Genomic DNA, 19,266 nt, shown 5'->3' on the forward strand with positions numbered 1-19,266 from the left:
GACACCAAGGCGGCGCGGAGCATCTCGGGGTTCCGTTATCTCCCGCGTTCTGACAACGCCAACGGGCGGATCGGTAAATACTCGATCGGAGTCAGTTCCAACGGGGTCGCGTGGAACGTGGTCGCCACCGGTACCTGGCCGGACACGAGTGCGGAGAAGACCGTCAACTTCACCGCGGTCAGCGCCCGGTTCGTCCGGCTGACTTCGACCACCGAGGCCGGCAACCGGGGTCCGTGGAGCAGCGCCGCAGAGATCAATCTCCTCGGCCCCTCCAAGGGGTCCTGGGGTCCCACCATCAACTTTCCGATCATCCCGGTCGCGGCGGCGCTGTTGCCCGGCAACCGGATGCTGACCTGGTCCGCTTACTCCCCCACCTCTTACGTTGGCACCAAGGGCTACACCCAGACGTCCATCCTGGACCTCACCACCGGCAAAGTGACGCAGAAAGAGGTGGCCAACACCGGTCACGACATGTTCTGCCCCGGTACGGCGTTGCTGCCGGACGGGAAGATCCTGATCAGCGGCGGCAGCAGCAGCGCGAAAACCACTTTGTACAACCCTGCGACGGACACCTGGAGCGCGGGGCCGGACATGAAGATCGCCCGCGGCTACCAGACCAACGTGACCACATCCAACGGCGAGGTTTTCACCATCGGCGGGTCGTTTTCGGGCGGTATCGGCAACAAGAACGGTGAGATATGGTCCGCCGCCGGCGGCTGGCGAACGCTGTCTAATGTGCCGGTTGACAACATCCTGACCGCCGATCCCCGTGGCGGCTACCGTTCCGACAACCACGCCTGGTTGTTTGCCGCCGCCGGTGGCCGGGTGTTCCAAGCGGGTCCCAGCAGCAAGATGAACTGGATCTCCACCACCGGCAACGGCAGCATCACCCCGGCCGGCCTGCGCGCGGACAGCCCGGACGCCATGAACGGTGACGCCGTGATGTACGACGTCGGAAAGATTCTCACTGTGGGCGGCTCGACCGCCTACGACAAGACCCCGGCGACGGCGCGGGCGTACACAATCGACATCAACAGCGGGGTCAAGGTGGCCCGGACCGCGGACATGGCTGTCACCCGGTCGTTCGCGAGCGGGATCGCGATGCCCGACGGGCAGGTGATCGTGGTCGGCGGCCAGGCCACCCCCGTGGTGTTCACGGACACCGGCGCGCGGATGTCGCCGGAGATCTGGAACCCGGCCACCGGCAAATGGACCACGCTGGCCCCGATGGCCATTCCCCGGACGTATCACAGCGTCGGCCTGCTGCTCCCCGATGGCCGGGTCTTCGTCGGTGGCGGCGGGCTGTGCGGCGACTGCACCACCAACCACCTGGACGGCCAGATATTCACGCCGCCGTACCTGCTGAACGCCGACGGCAGCGCGCGCACCCGTCCGACGATCGTGACAGCACCCGCCACGGCCGCGGCGGGCAGCACGATCTCGGTCAGCACCGGCTCGCCGATCACCAAGTTCTCCCTGATGCGGATGAGCACGGTGACCCACACCGTGAACTCAGACCAGCGGCGGATCCCGGTCACCGCTTCGGTGAGCGGCAACACCTCCTCGCTGAAGTTGCCGGCGGACCGCGGCGTGCTGGTGCCGGGCACCTATCTGCTCTTCGGCATGGACGCCAACGGGGTTCCCAGCGTCGCCAAGACGATCAGGATCAGTTGACCCCCGGTTGAGCTATCACTTGGAGTCCCTCTGGGGCTCTCTGAGGGCCCCAGAGCCGCCATAAGTGATAGCTCAACGGGTGCGGGGCCAGGGCGACGTGGGACAGAATGGGTCCATGACGCGAATCGCAATCATCGGCGGCCACGGAAAAGTGGCTTTGGAACTGTCCCGCATCCTCGCAGCGGACGGGGAGGACATCACCTCCTTCGTCCGCAACCCTGACCATGCGGCCGAGGTCGCCGCCACCGGCGCAACCCCGGCCGTCCTCGACGTTGAACAATCGACGACGGCGGAAATCGCCGAGGCCCTCCGGAACCACGACGCCGTTGTGTGGTCCGCCGGCGCTGGCGGCGGGCACCCGGAAAACACCTACGCCGTGGACCGCGACGCCGCGATCCGTTCGATGGATGCGGCGGACCAGGCCGGCGTCGGACACTATGTCATGGTGTCCTACCTCGGTGCCGGCCCGGACCACGGTGTGCCGCCGGAGAACGGCTTCTACGCCTATGCGGAGGCCAAGGCGGCCGCGGACACCTACCTGCGTGCCTCGGACCTGGGCTGGACCATCCTCGGCCCCGGCCGGCTGACGGACGGGGCCGGCACCGGCCTGATCGACGTCAATCCCGACGGCGCCTCGCAAAGCACCGAAACCTCACGCACCAACGTGGCCCTCGTGGCCGCGGCGGTGCTGGGCCTGCCGGTCCCGATGCGGCGCACCATAGAGTTCCGCGACGGCAGCCTGCCCATCGCCGCGGCGCTGGACGCCCTGGACTGACGGGCCGGGTTCCTGCCCGGATCCCCGATAGGGTGGAGTGGCGGCCGTGCGTCCAACAACGATGCACGGCCCGCGCTGAACCCCGGGGAAAGTGAGCCTATGGACCAGTTGGCACTCATCATCGGACTGCTGCTGGCCACCGTGGTGGCCGTGGGTGTGGGGGACAGGCTGCGGCTGCCCTTCCCGGTCCTGATGCTGATCCTGGCCGCCTCGCTGACGTTCATTCCGGGCTTTCCGGACATGGAGATCTCGCCGGAGCTGATCCTTCCCGTCTTCCTGCCGCCCCTGCTCTTCGCCACCGCGCAGCGCAGTTCCTGGGCCGTCTTCCGGGTCCGCTGGCGCAGCCTGCTGATGCTGGCCGTCGCCCTCGTTGTGGTTTCCACGGTGGTTGTGGCGGGCGCGGCCTGGCTCGTGATCCCCAGCATCGGCATCCCCGCCGCGATCGCCCTGGGCGCCATGGTGGCTCCGCCGGATCCCGTGGCAGTGGAATCGATCGCCGGCCGCGTCCACATGCCGCGCCGGCTCACCACCGTGCTGCAAAGCGAAGGCCTGTTCAACGACGCCGCCGCCATCGTCATCTTCCAGGCCGCGGTGGCCGCCACTGTCTCCGGCACGAAGATCGCCCCCGACGTCGTCCTGCAGTTCGCGCTGGGCGCCACGCTCGCCGTCGTGGTCGGCATCGGCATGGGCTGGCTGACCAGCCTGATCACCCGGCTCGTGCAGTCCATGGTGGCCCGCAGCGCCGTCACCCTCGTGGTGCCGTTCGCCGCCTACATCCTGGCCGAAGAGGTGCACGCGTCCGGCGTGATCGCCGTCGTCGTCACCGCCCTGGAGATGCAGCGCCACTCCAGGCCGCAGGACGCCGCCGAGCGGGTCACCCGGACCGCCTTCTGGGACGTTGTTGAACTGCTGGTCACCGGGCTCGCCTTCGGCCTGGTGGGGCTGGAGGTGCGGAAGGTCATCCGGGATGAAGGCACCGGCATCTTCGACATGATCGGCACCGCCGTTGTGGTCTGTGTGCTCGTCTTCGCGGTCCGGTTCGCCTGGCTGGCGATGATGTCCGGGCTGACGCGCTCCAAGAAGGATTCGCTGCGCCCCAACTCCGCGAAGGAAGTCCTGATCCTCACGTGGTGCGGCATGCGCGGCCTGGCCACCCTGGCGCTGGCCCTGGCGCTCCCGCTGACGCTGGCCGACGGCAGCCCGTTCCCGGCCCGGGGGCAGCTGATCGTGATCGCCTGCGCTGTCCTGCTGGCCACCCTGGTGCTCCCGGGCCTGACCCTGCCGTGGCTCATGCGGGTGCTGAAGGCTTCCGGGGACGGATCGGAAGAACGCGACGCCGCCCGGGTCCTGGCCGGACGGGCGCAGCAGGCGGCCATCGCGGCGCTCAAGGGCAACGAGCTCATGAAGGAGCTGCCGCCGGAAAAGGTGGCCCTGGTCAAGGAAAAGATGACGCGGCTGCACGCCGAACTCCTCGACGGCAGCCTCCGCAACGAAACCGTGGGGGAGAAACGCAAGCGCGGGCGCGAACTCGCGATCGCCGTGCAGACCATTGCCCTCGACGCGGCCCGCCAGGAGGTCGTGGCGGCCCGCAACGAGCCGGGCATGGACCCGGAAGTCGCGGACCGGGTGCTCCGCCAGCTGGACCTGCGCACCATGATCATGCCGGAATAGGGCCCGGCAGATGCCCAGGCCAGGAGTACCCCGGCGCAGCGTGCTCAGCGGCGGGCGGGCAGTGCCAGTTCCAGCGCGTTCTCCTCGACATAGTCCAGGGCGTGCCGGATGGCGCCCATTGTGACGATCGCGTCGCCCAGCGGGGAGACCGTCACGCGCGGCGGGGTTGCGGTGAAGCGCGGGAGCCGGCTGGTGATGCCGGGCAGCAGGATGCCCGCGGACTCCGCCACGGCGCCTCCGATCACCACCTGCTCCGGGTTGATCAGGCTGGCGATTGAGGCGATGACGCGGGCCATCCGTTCCGAAATCCGGTCCAGGATCTCCAGCGCCGCGGGATCCCCGGCGGCGGCGTCTTCGAAGACCCGCCGCGCGCTGGCCGTGCCTCCCGCCTGGGGTCCGCCGCCGGCCGCGGACCACTGCCGGGCCAGGCTGGCGATGCCGTCGCTGGAGCCCACGCCCTCGACCATGTCCAGGTAGCCCATTTCGCCGGCCGCACCGGCCCGGCCGTGCAGCAGCCGCCCGGACTCCATCACCCCGGCGCCGAGGCGTTCGCCGGCCAGGAGCACCACGAGGTCGTCCACCCCCGCGCCGGACCCGCGCCAGCGTTCGCCGAGCGCGGCGAGGTTTGCGTCGTTCTCCAGCAGGACCGTCCAGCCGTGCAGATCCTTCAACGCCAAGCGGAGCCCGACGTCGAACAGGCCCCAGAAATGCTGGGTCACCAGGACGTTGCCGTCACGGTCCACGGGGGCCGCGATGCCGGCCCCCGCCGCGAGGACCCGGGCGGGATCCGTGCAGGCAGCCGCCAGGGCCTGCCGGCAGGCCAGGTCCACGACGGCGATCCGCTCCTCCGCGGGGATGTCCGCGGCCCGGAAGCTCCCGCTGGAGCGTCCGACGACCGTGCCCCGGAGGTCCGCGACCGCGGCCGTGGTGGTGGCCGCGCCGATGTCGATGCCGAGGACGTACCCGGCGCCGTGGTTGAGCTCGAAGCGCCGGGCCGGCCGGCCCTTCCGTGCGGACCCCGTGGCAGGAGCCGGGTCCCCCCGGGGCGTGTCCAGTTCACGGATCCAGCCGCGCCGGATCAGGTCCTCGCAGACGGCAATGACGGAGGCCCGCGTCAGCCCGGTCCGGGCCATCAGTTCGGTGCCGGTGGCCACGTCGGTGCCGCGGATGAACGCCAACACCGCCTGGGCATTGACGCGGCGCAGCAGGCGGGGGGTGGCGGCGGATTGCGGCATCAAATCTTGACCTCCCCTGGATCCGGACACATAATTGTTCAGGCAATATATTTAGCTTGTATCTAAAATACCAGAGACCCAGACCCAAGCCCCGAAGGATTTCCCTTGTCCAACACCGCCACGCTGGCAACTCTTTCCGGTTCCGACCTCGCCGCCGACCCCACCTGGTGGCGCCAGGCGTCCGTGTACCAGATCTACCCGCGCAGCTTTTCCGACTCCAATGGTGACGGCCTCGGCGATCTCAAGGGCATCACCGCGAAGGTTCCGTACCTGAAGACCCTCGGGATCGACGCCGTATGGCTGAGCCCGTTCTACCCCTCTGCACTGGCCGACGGCGGGTACGACGTTGACGACTACCGCGACGTGGACCCCAAGCTCGGCACGCTGGAGGACTTCGACGAGATGTCCGCGGCCCTGCACGCGGCCGGCATCAAGCTGATCGCGGACATCGTCCCGAACCACTCCTCCAACCGGCACGAATGGTTCAAGGAAGCCCTCGCGTCCCCCCGCGGCTCTGACGCGCGTGAGCGCTACATCTTCCGGGACGGCACAGGCGAGAACGGTGAGATCCCGCCGTCGGACTGGGAGTCCGTGTTCGGCGGCCCGGCCTGGGAACGCATCACCGAACCCGACGGCACCCCCGGCCAGTGGTACATGCACATCTTCGCCAAGGAGCAGCCGGACCTGAACTGGTCCAACCGCGAAATCCGCGACGACTTCCTCAAGACCCTGCGCTTCTGGTCCGACCGTGGCGTGGACGGGTTCCGCGTCGACGTCGCCCACGCCCTGACCAAGGACCTCACCGAGCCGCTGCTGTCCAAGGTCGAGCTGAGCGAGGCCAACAGCGGCACCGACGGCTTCGACGACGGTTCGCACCCCTTCTGGGACCGCGACGAGGTCCACGAGATCTACGTCGAATGGCGCGAGGTCTTCAACGAATACAACCCGCCGCGCACCGCCGTCGCGGAGGCCTGGGTCCACGCCAGCCGCCGCGGCCGCTACGCCAGCCCGCAGGGACTGGGCCAGGCGTTCAACTTCGACCTCCTGCAGGCCGACTTTGACGCCGAGGAATTCCGCGAAATCATCACCCGGAACCTCGCGGAGGCCACCGAGTCCGGCGCCTCGTCCACCTGGGTTTTCTCCAACCACGACGTCGTCCGGCACGCCACCCGCTACGGCCTGCCCAAGGGCGGCGGCAAACACGCCCAGGGCCAGGACGGCAAGGGCTGGCTGCTGGCCGGCGCCCCGGCCGAGGAGCTCGACGTCGAGCTGGGCCTGCGCCGTGCCCGCGCGGCCACCCAGCTGATGCTGGCGCTGCCGGGCTCCGCGTACCTGTACCAGGGCGAGGAACTCGGACTGCAGGAGGTCGCCGAGATCCCCGATTCCGAGCGCCAGGACCCCACGTTCTTCCGCAACAAAGGCGTCGAGATCGGCCGCGACGGCTGCCGTGTCCCCCTGCCCTGGGCTCCCGAGGGCAGCTCCTTCGGGTTCGGCGACGGCGGCTCGCACCTGCCGCAGCCGGCCTGGTTCAGCCGCTACGCCGTCGCGGCCGAGGACGGGGTGGACGGTTCCACGCTCGAGTTCTACCGGCAGGCCCTCAAGCTGCGCCGCGAGCTGCAGACCTCCGAAGAACTGCAATGGCACACCACCACCAACCCCGAGATCCTGCACTTCAGCCGGCCCGGCGGCTGGCAGACAGTGACGAACTTCGGCGACGTGCCGGTGGAATTGCCCGCCGGCGAGGTGCTGCTCAGCAGCGGCCTGCTCGAGGGCGCCCTGCTGCCGGCCAGCACCACCGTCTGGCTGCGGTGAGCGCGGCGACGCATGAGCCGCCGGTCCAGGAGCTGATTTACGGCTGCATGGGCCTTGGTGGCAGCTGGTCGGCGGAGCCGTACTCGTCCGCGGATGTGGACGAGGCGGCCGCCGCCGTTAAGGCAGCCCTGCAGGCCGGCATCACCCTCTTCGACCACGCAGACATCTACCGCAGCGGCAAGGCCGAGGCGGTATTCGGTGAGGTGCTGGCGCAGACCCCCGGGCTGCGGGCGCGCATCCGGCTGCAGACCAAGTGCGGCATCCGGCTCAACGAGCAAGGCCTGGAGACGTACTACGACCTGAGCCGGGAGGGCATCCTGGAACGGGTCAACCAGAGCCTGGCCCGGCTCCGCACGGATTACGTGGACGTGCTGATGCTGCACCGCCCCGATCCCCTGATGGACCCGGCCGAGGTGGCCTCCGCCGTCGGGCAGCTCATGGCCGAAGGCAAGGTGCGCGCCATAGGCGTGTCCAACATGTCCGGACCGCAGATCGAGATGCTGCAGGACCGGCTGGAGGCGCCGGTGGCGGCCAACCAGCTGGAAATGAGCCTGCTGAAACGGGCCTGGCTCGAAAGCACCGTGCTGGTCAACCACGCCGAGGGTACGGACTACAGCTTTCCGCACGGCACCGTGGAGCACTGCGTCCGGCGGGGGATCAGCCTGCAGGCCTACGGCGCGCTTGCCCGCGGCCTCTACACCGGGGCGCCGGCCGCCACGCCGACGGCGGCGGAGGAAGCCACCACCGCCCTCGTGGCGGAGCTGGCACGGGATAAGGGCACCGCGGGGGAGTCCATCGTGCTGGGCTGGCTGATGAAACATCCGGCCGGGATCGCCCCCGTGATCGGCACCGCCAATCCGGACCGGATCCAGGCCTGCGCCGGCGCCGCAGAGGTGGCCGCGGGCATGAGCCGGGCCGAGTGGTACCGGCTGTGGGTCACCGCGCGGGGCAGCAACATCCCCTAGCATGTGATTTTGGTCGTAATGGTCACCCCTCGGGGGTGGAATACTTCGCTGGAGGGACCCGGGTGCGGATAGCGTAGAGGCATGACCTCTACGACCGCAGCCGCGACCATCCGGCCTCAACGCAATGTTCCAGCAGAAATCGCCCGCTCATGGCTCCTGGTCAACGCGATGAAACCCGAGCTCTTCGACCAGTCCGCCGTCTCCCGCGCGGACGCCATCATCCTCGACATCGAGGATGCCGTGGACCCGTCGCAGAAGGACGCCGCCCGGGCGCACGTCGTGGAATGGCTCACCAGCGGCGGCAACGCCTGGGTCCGCATCAACGACGCCACGAGCCCCTTCTGGGCCGATGACCTCGCCGGACTCCGCGGCACGCCGGGCCTGCTCGGCGTGATGCTAGCCAAGACCGAGTCCGCGGACCAGGTCACCGAGAGCTTCCACCGCATGGACGGCAAGACCCCGGTCATCCCGCTGGTCGAGTCCGCCGTCGGCATCGAGGAAGCCAACCACATCTCCAAGGCCCAGGGCGCGTTCCGCCTGGCCTTCGGCTCCGGCGACTTCCGCCGCGACACCGGCATGGCGGCCACCCCGGAAGCCATGGCCTACCCGCGCGCCAAACTCGTCGTCGCCAGCCGGGTCGGCAACCTGCCCGGCCCCATCGACGGACCCACGGTGGGCACCAATCACCCGATACTGCGCGAGCAGACCGGGATCACCGTGATGATGGGCATGACCGGCAAGCTGTGCCTCGCCATCGACCAGACCAACGTCATCAATGAGGTCATCAGCCCGACGCCGTCCGACGTCGCGTGGGCCACGGACTTCATGGCGGACTTCGAGGCCAGCGGCCGCGTCATCCGTGACGGTTCCGACCTGCCGCGCCTGGGCCGCGCCGAGAAGATCATGAAGCTCGCGGTAGCCTTTGGGGTGCAGCCGGCGCTGTAGCCGCACCCGTACCACGCCAGGAGGCCCCGTGACCGATACCCGCTATCTGGTCCACGGGGTCTTTTGGGATGGTCCGCCGCCGTTTCCCGCACCTGGATCCGGAGGGCCCGCCGCCGGGCAGTCCTGCTCCGGTCTGCCCGTGCTGCGGCTCCAGGACCCCGCCGGAAGCTTCACCGCTCTGGCGCTCGACGCCGGCACCCGCCTCGGTTTCCGGCTCGCCGCCGCCGCGAAGTCATGCCTCGGACACCACAAGGTGCACGGTCCCGCGGACCGGGACCACATCCTCTGCCCCGACCGGGCTGCCGCCGCGAGGGGGAGCCAGTGCGAGCGCTGCTTCGTGGTGGACGACTCGCGGCTCATCCACGACTTCCACCGCGGCGGGCGGGTCCCGCCCGGACTGCGCGCCTACCTCATGCAGCCGCACTGGCTCTACGTCGCCACCTTCGCGAACGGCGCCAGCAAGGTCGGGACCGCCTCGCACCTGCGCAAATGGAACCGGCTCGCCGAGCAGGGCGCCGTCGTCGCCCGGTACGTTGCCCGCGCCGACGACGGCCGGGTGGTCCGGATCCTCGAGGACCTCGTGACCCGCGACGCCGGGCTGCCGCAGCAGGTCCGCACAGCCGCCAAGGCTGCTGCGCTCGTGGCGCCGGCAGCCGCCGCCGAACTCGACGCACTGAACGGACAGCTGGCGGGGGAGGCCCGGACGCTGCTCACCGGCGCCGGCACGGAGGACTTCGAGGTGGTGAATGAGCGGTGGGTCCGGCCGGAGCTCTCCGCCAAAGCCTGTTCACCGGCCGCCCGGCATGCCTACCCCCACGACCTGGGTGCCGGGACCCACGGGTTCCGGATCGACTCGCTGAGCGGAAGCATTGCCCTCGCGGCGCTGGACGGCAGCGACCTGGAGTTCGTGGTGAACCTCGGGCAGCTCAAAGCACGGGTGATCGAACTCGGCGACCACGGCTCGGACGTCCCGGCCGTGCAGGAATCGTTGTTCTGAGGCCTGCATTGCACCGCGACGCGCAAAATACCGGGCGCGCCCGGATTCCGGCAGCGCCAGGTATCTTGAGCGTCGCCAGGGATTAGGCGCCTCGCAGCGTAGCCGGCGCGCCCCGGTAGACTGACACGGTGCTGAACGAATTCTGGGCCTCCGCGTCAACCACCTACAAGGTGCTCGTTTTCAGCGCCATGGGCCTGATCGCGCTCGGCATCATCCTCAACCTGGTCGGCAACAACACCGGCAACCAGGGCCTGGCCGTGGCCTCGTTGCCGGTCATCGGCCTCGGGCTCATCCTGCACATCGCGGGGATCGTGGTCCGCGGCCAGACCATCCGGAAGAACCTCAAGCGCTGACGGCCGCGTTTCGCCGCACATGGCTGCGCGCATGCTCGACGGCTGGAGGAAGGCTCGTGAACAGGTGTTTGTGATGCCGCAGGGACCGGATCACGCCGACGTTGGTCACGAGCTCCAGATGTTGCGGCTGGACGCCCTTCAGCAGGACTGTGATGCCCCTTAGCTCCAGCGCCGAAATCACCTCCACGAGGGTGTGGGCGCCGGTGGCATCCAGCATCCTCACCTGGGAGAGCCGGATGACGGCCACCTGGATGTCCTTGACCTGGCTTATCTCCTGCAACACACGTTCGGCTGCGCCGAAGAACATCGCCCCGTCCAGGCGGAAGATGGCAATGTGGTCGTCGCCGTCCGCAGGGTCCCCCGGAATTTCCTCGCGCTGCACCCCGCTCATTGAAGCGAACTTCCGCAATGTGAACAGGGCCGCGGCGGCCAGCCCGATCTGGATGGCCACGATCAGGTCGAAAGCGACGGTGACGAGCGCGGTCAGGATGAAGACCGCGGCATCGGCGCGAGTGGATCGCATGATGGCGGTGACAGTATGCCTGGAGATCATCCGCGTGGCCGTGATCATCAGGATGCCGGCCAGCACTGCCAGCGGGATCCGGCCGACCAGCCCGGCGGCCAGGTAGATGATGGCCAGCAGCACGAGGGCGTGCACGATTGCGGACAGCCGGGTCTTAGCGCCGGAGCGGACGTTGACGGCGGTCCGGGCAATGGCGCCGGTGGCGGGCATGCCGCCGAAGAGACCGGCCGCCACGGAGGCAAGGCCCTGTCCCGTGAGCTCCCGGTCCGGCCTGTACGCCCCGGCGGGCCTGCCGTCTGGGCCCACCAGGCCCGCGGCCACCCGGGCCGAAAGCAGGGACTCGATGGCGGCCAGTGCCGCAATGGAGACGGCTGGCATAAGCAGGCCGCCGAGCGTGGCCGGATCGAAGGACGGCAACTCCGGTGCGGGAAGCGAATGCGGCAGGGCGCCGATCCGGGGGATATCCAGCTGGAATAGCTCGGCACCGACGGTGGCCAGCAAAACGGCGATCAGGCTCGCCGGAAGGGACTTGTGCAGCTTCGGCAGCAGAAACATCAGGGCAGCCACACCGGCCACCACCACCAGTGTCTGGAGCACCGTCGGCGCCGTGGCCTGGGCCGCGGCCTCGACGGCAGCACGAAGGGTGTTGTGCCCGGGGACACCCTCGGTGCCGGTCGCCATTGGGACCTGCTGCAGGAAGATGATCAAGGCGATGCCGAGCGTGAAGCCCTCGACCACGGGCCAGGGGATGAACGCCACGGCCCGGCCCAGCCCGCTGACGCCCAAACCGATCACCAGCAGCCCGGCCATGAGCGAGACAAGGGCGATGCTGCCGGCGCCGTGGGCGGCGACCACCGGGGCCAGCACCACCACCATGGCTCCGGTGGGGCCGGAGACCTGGACGTTCGAACCGCCCATGACGGCGGCCACCAGGCCGGCTACCACGGCGGTGATGAGCCCGGCCTCCGCACCGACGCCAGAGCTCACGCCGAAGGCGAGGGCCAGCGGGAGCGCCACGATGCCGACCGTGATACCGGCGAGGAGGTCGGCCTTCCAGCTCGATCGCAGTCCGTCGTAGTCGCGGCGGGACGGCAGGTACCGGCCGGGAAGTCCTTGGGCGGCACTCACGGGGTCGGCCCCTGGGGTTGGCCGCCTGGCAGCTCCCGCGCGAGTCTGAGTTGCTTACTGGAATCGGCGAGGCTGTCCAGCAGGAAGATCCGCGCAATGGCCAGCAGTTCCGAAATTTTCGGATGGGCCAGCCGGTAGGTCACCGCGTTCGCGGACCGGACCGAGGTCACCACACCGTGCCGGCGGAGCGTAGCCAGATGCTGGGAGAGGTGGGAAGCCTCCAGGCCGGTCTCGGCCAGCAGGTAGCTGACTGGTGCAGCGGTGTCCGGGGCAGCCGCAAGCAGTTCCAGCACCCTGATCCGCGCCGGATGGGCCAGGGCTTTGAACAGGTTGGCCTTGATCTCATACAAAGGGGTCTGCGCTGCGGAATACATGGCTGGCCTGCGCTCTCTGGGCATCGCGGTCCGGGCGGGACCCCAACACTGATTGATGGTTTGATGTTTTCATCATACCGGAGGTTGCAATCCCGGCCGGGCCGCGTCATGCGGAAGTCCGGCCGGAGCCGTCGCGCTAGGCTGGATCCATGACTATCAATCCGGATCTGCAGGGCCGCAGCTACCCTGCCGCAGAGGTGTACGACGTCGGCCGCGAGAAAATCCGCGAGTTCGCGAGGGCCGTCAAAGCCACCCACCCCGCGCACTTCGACCTGGACGCGGCCAAGGCCCTTGGCCACACCGACCTTGTCGCGCCACCCACCTTCGCCATCATCATCGCCCAGCGCGCCGACGCCCAGCTGATCGAGGATCCGGACTCCGGCATCGACTTCTCCCGCGTGGTCCACGCGGACCAGCGCTTCATCCACCACCGGCCGATCGTCGCCGGCGACCGGCTGGTGGCCGAGCTGCACGTGGACGGGGTCCGGGCCATGGGCGGCGGCGCCATGATCACCACCCGCTCGGAAATCTTCGCCCTCACCGGTGAAAACGGTGCAGACGGCTCCCGCGAGAGCGTCTCCACCACCACGTCGTCCATCCTGGTCCGCGGAGAGGGACAGTAACCATGAGCACTGCATCCATTGCCCCCACGTTCGCGGAACTCGCCGTCGGCCAGGACCTTGGCAGCCGCAGCATCACCGTCAGCCGCCAGGACCTGGTGAAGTATGCCGGCGCGTCCGGCGACTTCAACCCGATCCACTGGAACGAGGCCTTCGCCACCGGCGTGGGCCTGCCCGGCGTCATTGCCCACGGCATGTTCACCATGGGCGCGGCCGTCCAGCTGGTGACCGACTGGGCCGGCGACCCGGCCGCCGTCGTCGATTTCCAGACCCGCTTCACCAAACCGGTCCTGGTGACGGACACTACGGGGACCGGGGAGCCGGGCGCCGTCATTGAGGTCAGCGGCGCCATTGGCGCCCTTGACGCCGACGCCGGCACCGCACGGGTCGACCTCACCGTCGTCTTTGCCGGACAAAAGGTCCTGATGAAGGCCCAGGCAGTCGTCAGGCTTACGTGACAATGATGCTGCCGTGACCAAGGACGTCTTCGTCCCGGCTGCCGAGATCACGCACTGGCGGAACGCCGTGGTGGTGGCCTACGGGGCCAGCGGAATCGCGTTCTCCACCTGGGTGTCCCGGCTGCCGGCCATCCGGGACGGCCTGGAACTGACTCCGGGCACCATCGGGCTGCTCCTGCTCTGCATGACGGCCGGGTCCTTCGTATCCGTGTCCGCCTCCGGCCTGATCGTCCTTCGGCTCGGCTCCAAGCACACCATCCGGATCGGCAGCATCATGGTCGGGTTCGGGCTTGTGCTCGCCGGCTTCGGCACCTCCGTGCTCGCCAGCCCGGTGGCGGTCGCCGCGGGACTGGCAATCATCGGGCTGGGCACCGCCAGCTGGAACACCGCGTCCAACGTTGAGGGCGCCGCGGTGGAACGCGCCGTCCGGCGGCACATCATGCCCCGGCTGCACGGTTCCTTCAGCCTCGGAACCGTGGCTGGAGCCGGGCTGGGTGCCTGGGCTGCCGGTGCCGGCATCCCCGTGTTCTGGCATCTGGCAGCCGCCGGGCTCGTGGTGGCCGGCTCGGTGGTAACTGCCTCCGCCTGGTTCCGCGCGGACGTCACCCCGGTCGAGGCGGAGCGCCCCTTCAAGGCAGCCGGAACAGATACCTTTGAGGATCCCTCGACCGGCCCCATCCCCATCGTCCGGCAGACGGACGCGGTCCCCGAACAGCCGTTGGACAACAAACGCCAGATCGCCCAGGCCTGGCGTGACAGGCGCACACTGCTCCTGGGCGTGCTCGTCCTGGGCCTTGCCCTCGCCGAAGGCGCGGCGGGGGACTGGGTGGCCCTGGCGCTGGCTGACGGCCACGGCCAGTCCGACGCCGCCGGAGCCGCGGGCTACGGGCTGTTCGTGACCTTCATGACTATCGGCCGCTTCGCCGGCACCCTGGTCCTGGACCGTTTCGGCCGCGTCCCGGTGATGCGCTGGTGCGCCGCCCTGGCGGTCGTGGGCCTCGGCCTGTTCGTCTTCGCCCCGGCGCCGTGGCTGGCCTACGTGGCCCTGGCCATCTGGGGACTCGGCGCCTCGCTGGGCTTCCCGGTGGGCATGTCCGCCGCGGCCGACGATCCCGTCAAGGCCGCCGCCCGGGTGTCCGTGGTGTCCACGATCGGCTACGGAGCGTTCCTCTGCGGGCCCCCGCTGCTGGGCCTGCTGGCCGAACACGTGGGCATCCTGCACTCGCTCCTCGCCGTGATGGTGATGCTGGTGGTCAGCTTCCTGCTCTCCCCGGTGGCGCGCAAGCTCAGTTAGCCGGTCCGGGCCCGGTCCGCTTACGGCACCGGGCGCGATCCCCGCTAGGCTGGTCAGGTGACCCAGACACTGCTCTCCGCCCTGACCACGGCTGCCGTCGGCGGCCCCGCCGGCCGCTTCGTCGAAGCCCGCACCGAGGCCGAAATCATCGACGCCGTCCGTTCCGCGGATGCCGCCGGAGAGCCGCTGCTGATCATCGGCGGCGGCTCCAACCTGCTGGTCTCCGACGACGGGTTCCCCGGCACGGTGTTGAAGATCGCCTCGGAGGGGTTCACCGTCAATGCGGAAGACTCCTGCGGCGGCGTCGCCGTCGTGGTCCAGGCCGGCCACAACTGGGACGCCCTGGTGGAGCACGCCGTGCTGCACGCGTGGTCCGGCATCGAGGCACTGTCCGGCATTCCGGGGGCCACCGGGGGCACCCCCGTGCAGAACGTCGGGGCGTACGGCGCCGACGTCTCCCAGACGATCGCCGCCGTGCGCACCTGGGACCGCGAACGCAACGCCATGCAGACTTTCACCAGTTCGGAGCTGAAGTTCGGCTACCGCGATTCCGTGCTCAAGCAGACCACAGTCAACGGCTCGCCCCGCTACGTCGTGCTCACCGTCGAGTTCCAGCTCCCGCTGGGACGGATGAGCGCTCCGGTCCGCTACGCGGAGCTGGCCCGGTCCCTCGGCGTCGAGGCCGGCAGCAGGGCGTACTCGAACGACGTCCGGCGCGAGGTCCTCCGGCTCCGGGCGTCCAAGGGCATGGTCTGGGATCCCGCGGACAGGGACACGTATTCCACCGGGTCGTTCTTCACCAACCCGATCGTGCCGGCCGACGTCGCGGCCACGCTTCCGGAGGCGGCCCCCCGCTACCCAGGCGGGTCGGACGGCCTGACAAAGCTCTCCGCCGCCTGGCTGATCGACCAGTCGGGGTACGGCAAGGGCTTCGGTCTTGACGCCGGCAGCGTCTCGGGCGGGCGCGCGTCGCTGTCCACCAAGCACACCCTGGCCATCACCAACCGGGGCGGGGCGAGTACCGGAGACATGCTGGCGATCGCACGCGAGGTGCGGCGCGGCGTCGTCGAACATTTCGGGATCGAACTGCACCCGGAACCGCTGCTGATCGGCGTGGAGCTCTAGGAAGCGGCCCCGGATCAGCCCCTGTGGCCGCGCGCGGAAACCTTGCTGAACAGCATGAAGGTGAATCCCGAGGCGGCAGCACCGAGCAGGAACACCTGGCAGAACGCCACGGACTGTGCGCTGGGCCCGCTCCGGAGCACCAGGCCGGCGCAGGCGAAGACGACTGCCCCGGCCAGCAGGGCCAGCGAGCCCAGCAGGAGGCTCTGCACCGTGGCGGGCAGTTCCGCCCCGGACTCGATCCGGAGCTCCGCGTCCCGCGGCGCGGCGGCGCCCCCTGCCGGGGCGGCGCGCCCGGATTCGGCACGCGGCTGCAGCGCGGCGGCTGTGACGAAGGAAGCGACGCAGACGGCCATACACACGCCGGCCACCAGCTGCATGGTGCTCATCATGGGGGAGAGTCGTGTTCCGCTGGCGATCGCGACAGCGAGCCCGGCAGCCATTCCTGACGCGCTGGCGGCCCAGCCCAGCAGGGCAAGCTTCCGGCACAAGGGCCGCAGCTGCGGCCACATCTCACTCATGGTCATTGTTCAAGCGTAGGCAGTCCTGCTGGAAGACGGCTGGGAACGGCCCGGACGCCGCCCGCGGCCCTACGATAAGTCCATGACAGCAGTGGTGCGTGCCCGGCTCAGCCGCAGGACCATGGGCCGGCTCCGGCTGGCCTCACAGGGGCTCACCGGGCCGGGGCTCGGGAGCGTACCCGCAGCGGTCCGGTGGATGACGGCGATGCAGGCGCAGGATCTGCAGGCTGCGCTCTGGGCTGTGGGGCAGCGGGTCCCCGGCACCAGCCTCAGCGATGTCCGCGGTGCGCTGGACCGGGGCGAGATTGTCCGTTCCTGGCCTATGCGGGGCACCCTGCACCTGCTGGCCCCCGAGGACCTGAAGTGGATGCTCGCGATCACGTCCGAACGCCTCATCCGCGCGATGGCGGGACGGCACCGGGAGCTGGACATCACCGCGGCGGACGCGGAGTCGGCCCGGGAGGCTGCGCTGCTGCTGGTCTCGGGCGGCGGCTCGGCCACACGGGCCGAGCTGTTCCGGGCCTTCGAAGCAGCCGGCCAGTCAACGGCGGGCCAGCGGGGCATCCATCTGCTGGGGGTCCTGTGCCAGCGGGCATGGCTCGTGCAGGGCCCGCCGGCCGGTAACCAGCAGCGGGTGGTGGCCTTTGACGAGTGGATCACGGAGTCGCGCCAGCTGGGCCGGGAAGAAGGCATTGCCGAGCTGCTGCTCCGCTACCTGCGCAGCCACGGGCCGGCCACGGACCGGGATTTCTCCTGGTGGTCCGGCATCCCCCTCACCGAAGTGCGGGCGGCGCTGGCGGGGCTGGCAGAGGGGCTCGTGGAGCTGGAGTTCGAGGGGACACGCTACTGGCTCTCGCCGGAGACGGCGGAGCTGCTCGACGGCGCCGTCCCCGGCGCGCGTTCGGTGCTGGCGCTGCCGGGCTTTGACGAGTTCCTGCTGGGTTACGCCGACCGCTCGCTCGTGCTGCCCGCCGAACATTCGAACAAGGTCGTGCCCGGCGGCAACGGGGTGTTCAAGCGGACCATCGTGGCCGGTGGCGAGGTGGTCGGCACCTGGGCGGTGGCACGGAACGGCGCGGCCGCCGGCGTCGTGCCCGAGCCGTTTGGCGCCGCTAACGGGCTGCGGCCTGCCGCCCAAAAGTCGTTTGGGCTGCAGGCCGCCAAGTACCGGAAATTCCTCGGAGCCGACCGGGCCTAAAGCGTCCCGGTGGCGATGTTGAGCATGCGGCGCAGCGGTTCGGCGGCGCCCCACAGCAGCTGGTCGCCGACCGTGAACGCGCTGATGTACTGCGGGCCCATTTCGAGCTTGCGGATGCGGCCCACCGGGATGTCCAGGGTGCCGGAGGCCGCCACGGGGGTCAGCTGAGCCATCGAGGCCTCCTTGGTGTTCGGCACCACTGTGGCCCACTCGTTGTCCGCGGCCAGCAGTTTCTCGATTTCGGCGACGGAGAGGTCCTCGCGGAGCTTGAGCGTGAGTGCCTGGGAGTGTGAGCGCATGGCGCCGATCCGGATGCACAGCCCGTCCATCATGATGTGGTCCTCGCCGGAGGTGCCGAGGATCTTGTTGGTCTCCACCCCGGCCTTCCACTCTTCCTTGGACTGGCCGTTGCCCAGGTCCGCGTCGATCCACGGGATCAGCGAGCCGGCCAGCGGCACGCCGAACTGGCTCGCGTCGATGTTGGTGCGCTGGTGGGCCAGGACCTTGCGGTCGATTTCCAGGATGGCCGACGCCGGGTCGTCCAGTTCCGTGCTGACCTCAGCGTTGAGCGTGCCGAACTGGCCCAGCAGTTCGCGCATGTGCCGTGCACCGCCGCCGGAGGCGGCCTGGTACGTCATCGATGTGCCCCATTCGACGAGCCCGTTCTTGAACAGCCCGCCGAGGCCCATGAGCATGCAGGAAACGGTGCAGTTGCCGCCGATGTAGTCCTTCACGCCTCCCGAGAGGCCGGCGTCGATGACGTCGCGGTTGATCGGGTCCAGGACGATGATCGAGTCATCGTCCATCCGCAGCGTGGAGGCGGCGTCGATCCAGAGGCCGTCCCAGCCGCGGCTGCGCAGCTCGCCGTGGACCTGCTTGGTGTAATCGCCGCCCTGGGCGGTGACGATGATCGGCAGCTTCGCCAGGGTATCGACGTCGAACGCGTCCTCGAGCTTGCCCGCATCGCCGCCGACAGGACCTGTGAACGCGGGCGCGGCACCTCCGGCGTTCGAGGTGGAGAAAAATACCGGGTTGATGTTGGCGAAGTCGCCCTCGTCCTGCATGCGCTGCATCAGGACAGAACCGACCATGCCACGCCAACCGACCAGTCCAACGGACGGAGTAGCTGCTGTAGTCATTTGGCCAGTTTAGACTTTGCGGCCCGCAGGGCGCAGTCGGTTACGTCACCCCGGCGCCACGGCGGGCCGTCGGCTTTACTCCACCGGGCGGGGGAGGTTGCGTGCCGAGCGCAGTTTCGACGCCCGGCGCTCCTTGGCGTAGCTGGTCCAGGCGACCAGCGGGACGTGGATCCCCACCGGGATGGTCCACCAGATGTCGCCCAGCAGCTCCCACGTGCCATCGACTGCGATGCGGACCGGGCCGTAGGCGACCCCGCCGGCGAAGAGCGAGGCAAGGATGGCCAGAAAGAGCAATCCGCCGGCGGAGCTGACAGGTTTGACCAGTCCGTGGCCGTCGTCCTTGCGGACTCCGTACTCCTCGGCGGTGTAGGCATTCACCTCGCCGTTCTCCGCCCGGCGGTGGATCAGGCCCTCTTCCCCGGTCTTGGCGCGCGAGCAGCCCGGTTCCTGGGGCATATCCGG

General features: G+C 69.4%; 19 protein-coding genes. 13 read left to right on the forward strand and 6 right to left on the reverse strand.

Features of this window, described 5'->3' with window-relative positions:
* The 3 genes from ABIB51_RS00005 to ABIB51_RS00015 form a co-directional block, all read left to right on the forward strand.
* A partial coding sequence (locus ABIB51_RS00005) for a galactose oxidase family protein (protein ID WP_354184513.1) occupies window positions 1-1,674 on the forward strand: 1,674 nt, incomplete at its 5' end.
* A gap of 115 nt (window positions 1,675-1,789) precedes the next feature.
* Entirely contained in the window at window positions 1,790-2,449 is a 660-nt protein-coding gene (locus tag ABIB51_RS00010) for an SDR family oxidoreductase (RefSeq protein ID WP_354184514.1), read from the forward strand.
* Window positions 2,450-2,548: 99 nt separating this feature from the next.
* Entirely contained in the window at window positions 2,549-4,120 is a 1,572-nt protein-coding gene (locus tag ABIB51_RS00015; protein WP_354184515.1) for a Na+/H+ antiporter, read from the forward strand.
* 44 nt (window positions 4,121-4,164) lie between these two features.
* On the opposite strand, the gene ABIB51_RS00020 is transcribed toward ABIB51_RS00015, so the two are convergent.
* Entirely contained in the window at window positions 4,165-5,355 is a 1,191-nt protein-coding gene (locus tag ABIB51_RS00020) for an ROK family transcriptional regulator (RefSeq protein WP_354184516.1), read from the reverse strand.
* 105 nt (window positions 5,356-5,460) lie between these two features.
* Here ABIB51_RS00020 and ABIB51_RS00025 point away from each other — a divergent pair, with 105 nt between their 5' ends.
* The 5 genes from ABIB51_RS00025 to ABIB51_RS00045 all read left to right on the forward strand — a co-directional run bounded on the left by ABIB51_RS00025 (window position 5,461) and on the right by ABIB51_RS00045 (window position 10,427).
* Window positions 5,461-7,167, forward strand: coding sequence for a glycoside hydrolase family 13 protein (locus tag ABIB51_RS00025; protein WP_354184517.1), 1,707 nt, complete (start codon window positions 5,461-5,463; stop codon window positions 7,165-7,167).
* A 47-nt stretch (window positions 7,168-7,214) separates the two neighbouring features.
* On the forward strand, window positions 7,215-8,132 hold the full coding sequence (locus ABIB51_RS00030; protein ID WP_502916054.1) for an aldo/keto reductase: 918 nt from the start codon (window positions 7,215-7,217) through the stop codon (window positions 8,130-8,132).
* A gap of 81 nt (window positions 8,133-8,213) precedes the next feature.
* A complete protein-coding gene (locus tag ABIB51_RS00035; protein WP_354184519.1) occupies window positions 8,214-9,077 on the forward strand; it encodes an HpcH/HpaI aldolase/citrate lyase family protein in 864 nt (287 codons plus the stop codon).
* 28 nt (window positions 9,078-9,105) lie between these two features.
* Window positions 9,106-10,074 carry a DUF2797 domain-containing protein gene (locus tag ABIB51_RS00040; protein WP_354184520.1) on the forward strand — a complete coding sequence of 323 codons (969 nt, stop codon included), beginning with the start codon at window positions 9,106-9,108 and terminating at the stop codon, window positions 10,072-10,074.
* 128 nt (window positions 10,075-10,202) lie between these two features.
* Complete coding sequence (locus tag ABIB51_RS00045; RefSeq protein WP_354184521.1) at window positions 10,203-10,427, forward strand: DUF3188 domain-containing protein; 225 nt, start codon at window positions 10,203-10,205, stop codon at window positions 10,425-10,427.
* On the opposite strand, the gene ABIB51_RS00050 is transcribed toward ABIB51_RS00045, so the two are convergent.
* Together ABIB51_RS00050 and ABIB51_RS00055 are read right to left on the reverse strand one after the other, a co-directional pair.
* Window positions 10,417-12,078: a SulP family inorganic anion transporter gene (locus tag ABIB51_RS00050; RefSeq protein ID WP_354184522.1), complete on the reverse strand. Its 1,662-nt coding sequence runs from the start codon at window positions 12,076-12,078 to the stop codon at window positions 10,417-10,419. The genes ABIB51_RS00045 and ABIB51_RS00050 overlap by 11 nt on opposite strands.
* Window positions 12,075-12,452: an ArsR/SmtB family transcription factor gene (locus ABIB51_RS00055; RefSeq protein ID WP_354184523.1), complete on the reverse strand. Its 378-nt coding sequence runs from the start codon at window positions 12,450-12,452 to the stop codon at window positions 12,075-12,077. Before ABIB51_RS00055 ends, ABIB51_RS00050 begins: the two co-directional genes overlap by 4 nt.
* Window positions 12,453-12,601: 149 nt before the next feature.
* Between ABIB51_RS00055 and ABIB51_RS00060 the strand changes: the two genes are divergently transcribed.
* Genes ABIB51_RS00060 through ABIB51_RS00075 form a run of 4 tightly spaced genes read left to right on the forward strand, consistent with a single transcriptional unit; the run spans window position 12,602 to window position 15,949 of the window.
* The gene (locus ABIB51_RS00060; protein WP_354184524.1) at window positions 12,602-13,075 is read left to right on the forward strand and encodes an FAS1-like dehydratase domain-containing protein; all 474 of its coding nucleotides are present in this window, start codon (window positions 12,602-12,604) and stop codon (window positions 13,073-13,075) included.
* Between the two features lie 2 nt (window positions 13,076-13,077).
* Window positions 13,078-13,530 carry a MaoC family dehydratase gene (locus tag ABIB51_RS00065; RefSeq protein ID WP_502916040.1) on the forward strand — a complete coding sequence of 151 codons (453 nt, stop codon included), beginning with the start codon at window positions 13,078-13,080 and terminating at the stop codon, window positions 13,528-13,530.
* Window positions 13,531-13,543: 13 nt separating this feature from the next.
* Window positions 13,544-14,824, forward strand: a complete 1,281-nt coding sequence (locus ABIB51_RS00070; RefSeq protein ID WP_354184525.1) for an MFS transporter — start codon at window positions 13,544-13,546, stop codon at window positions 14,822-14,824.
* Between the two features lie 57 nt (window positions 14,825-14,881).
* On the forward strand, window positions 14,882-15,949 hold the full coding sequence (locus ABIB51_RS00075) for a UDP-N-acetylmuramate dehydrogenase (protein ID WP_354184526.1): 1,068 nt from the start codon (window positions 14,882-14,884) through the stop codon (window positions 15,947-15,949).
* Between the two features lie 14 nt (window positions 15,950-15,963).
* Here ABIB51_RS00075 and ABIB51_RS00080 read toward each other — a convergent pair whose 3' ends face one another.
* Entirely contained in the window at window positions 15,964-16,473 is a 510-nt protein-coding gene (locus tag ABIB51_RS00080; RefSeq protein ID WP_354184527.1) for a hypothetical protein, read from the reverse strand.
* A gap of 76 nt (window positions 16,474-16,549) precedes the next feature.
* Here ABIB51_RS00080 and ABIB51_RS00085 point away from each other — a divergent pair, with 76 nt between their 5' ends.
* On the forward strand, window positions 16,550-17,665 hold the full coding sequence (locus ABIB51_RS00085) for a winged helix DNA-binding domain-containing protein (RefSeq protein ID WP_354184528.1): 1,116 nt from the start codon (window positions 16,550-16,552) through the stop codon (window positions 17,663-17,665).
* Here the strand turns inward: ABIB51_RS00085 and asd are convergent.
* Together asd and ABIB51_RS00095 are read right to left on the reverse strand one after the other, a co-directional pair.
* On the reverse strand, window positions 17,662-18,804 hold the full coding sequence (asd, locus tag ABIB51_RS00090) for an aspartate-semialdehyde dehydrogenase (RefSeq protein WP_354184529.1): 1,143 nt from the start codon (window positions 18,802-18,804) through the stop codon (window positions 17,662-17,664). The two genes, ABIB51_RS00085 and asd, sit on opposite strands and share 4 nt — an antisense overlap.
* 75 nt (window positions 18,805-18,879) lie before the next feature.
* Entirely contained in the window at window positions 18,880-19,260 is a 381-nt protein-coding gene (locus tag ABIB51_RS00095; RefSeq protein WP_354184530.1) for a hypothetical protein, read from the reverse strand.
* Window positions 19,261-19,266: the final 6 nt, after the last annotated feature.

Origin of the sequence: Arthrobacter sp. UYCu712, assembly GCF_040547005.1 — a bacterium.
Classification (GTDB): domain Bacteria; phylum Actinomycetota; class Actinomycetes; order Actinomycetales; family Micrococcaceae; genus Arthrobacter.

What these genes read in the sequence shown, in the direction of transcription:
- ABIB51_RS00010 (WP_354184514.1), top strand. Translation starts at nt 1,790, where the DNA reads ATGACGCGAATCGCAATCATCGGCGGCCACGGAAAAGTGGCTTTGGAA.
- ABIB51_RS00015 (WP_354184515.1), top strand. Translation starts at nt 2,549, where the DNA reads ATGGACCAGTTGGCACTCATCATCGGACTGCTGCTGGCCACCGTGGTG.
- ABIB51_RS00020 (WP_354184516.1), bottom strand. Translation starts at nt 5,355, where the DNA reads ATGCCGCAATCCGCCGCCACCCCCCGCCTGCTGCGCCGCGTCAATGCC.
- ABIB51_RS00030 (WP_502916054.1), top strand. Translation starts at nt 7,215, where the DNA reads ATGGGCCTTGGTGGCAGCTGGTCGGCGGAGCCGTACTCGTCCGCGGAT.
- ABIB51_RS00035 (WP_354184519.1), top strand. Translation starts at nt 8,214, where the DNA reads ATGACCTCTACGACCGCAGCCGCGACCATCCGGCCTCAACGCAATGTT.
- ABIB51_RS00055 (WP_354184523.1), bottom strand. Translation starts at nt 12,452, where the DNA reads ATGTATTCCGCAGCGCAGACCCCTTTGTATGAGATCAAGGCCAACCTG.
- ABIB51_RS00060 (WP_354184524.1), top strand. Translation starts at nt 12,602, where the DNA reads ATGACTATCAATCCGGATCTGCAGGGCCGCAGCTACCCTGCCGCAGAG.
- ABIB51_RS00065 (WP_502916040.1), top strand. Translation starts at nt 13,078, where the DNA reads ATGAGCACTGCATCCATTGCCCCCACGTTCGCGGAACTCGCCGTCGGC.
- ABIB51_RS00080 (WP_354184527.1), bottom strand. Translation starts at nt 16,473, where the DNA reads ATGACCATGAGTGAGATGTGGCCGCAGCTGCGGCCCTTGTGCCGGAAG.
- ABIB51_RS00085 (WP_354184528.1), top strand. Translation starts at nt 16,550, where the DNA reads ATGACAGCAGTGGTGCGTGCCCGGCTCAGCCGCAGGACCATGGGCCGG.
- asd (WP_354184529.1), bottom strand. Translation starts at nt 18,804, where the DNA reads ATGACTACAGCAGCTACTCCGTCCGTTGGACTGGTCGGTTGGCGTGGC.
- ABIB51_RS00095 (WP_354184530.1), bottom strand. Translation starts at nt 19,260, where the DNA reads ATGCCCCAGGAACCGGGCTGCTCGCGCGCCAAGACCGGGGAAGAGGGC.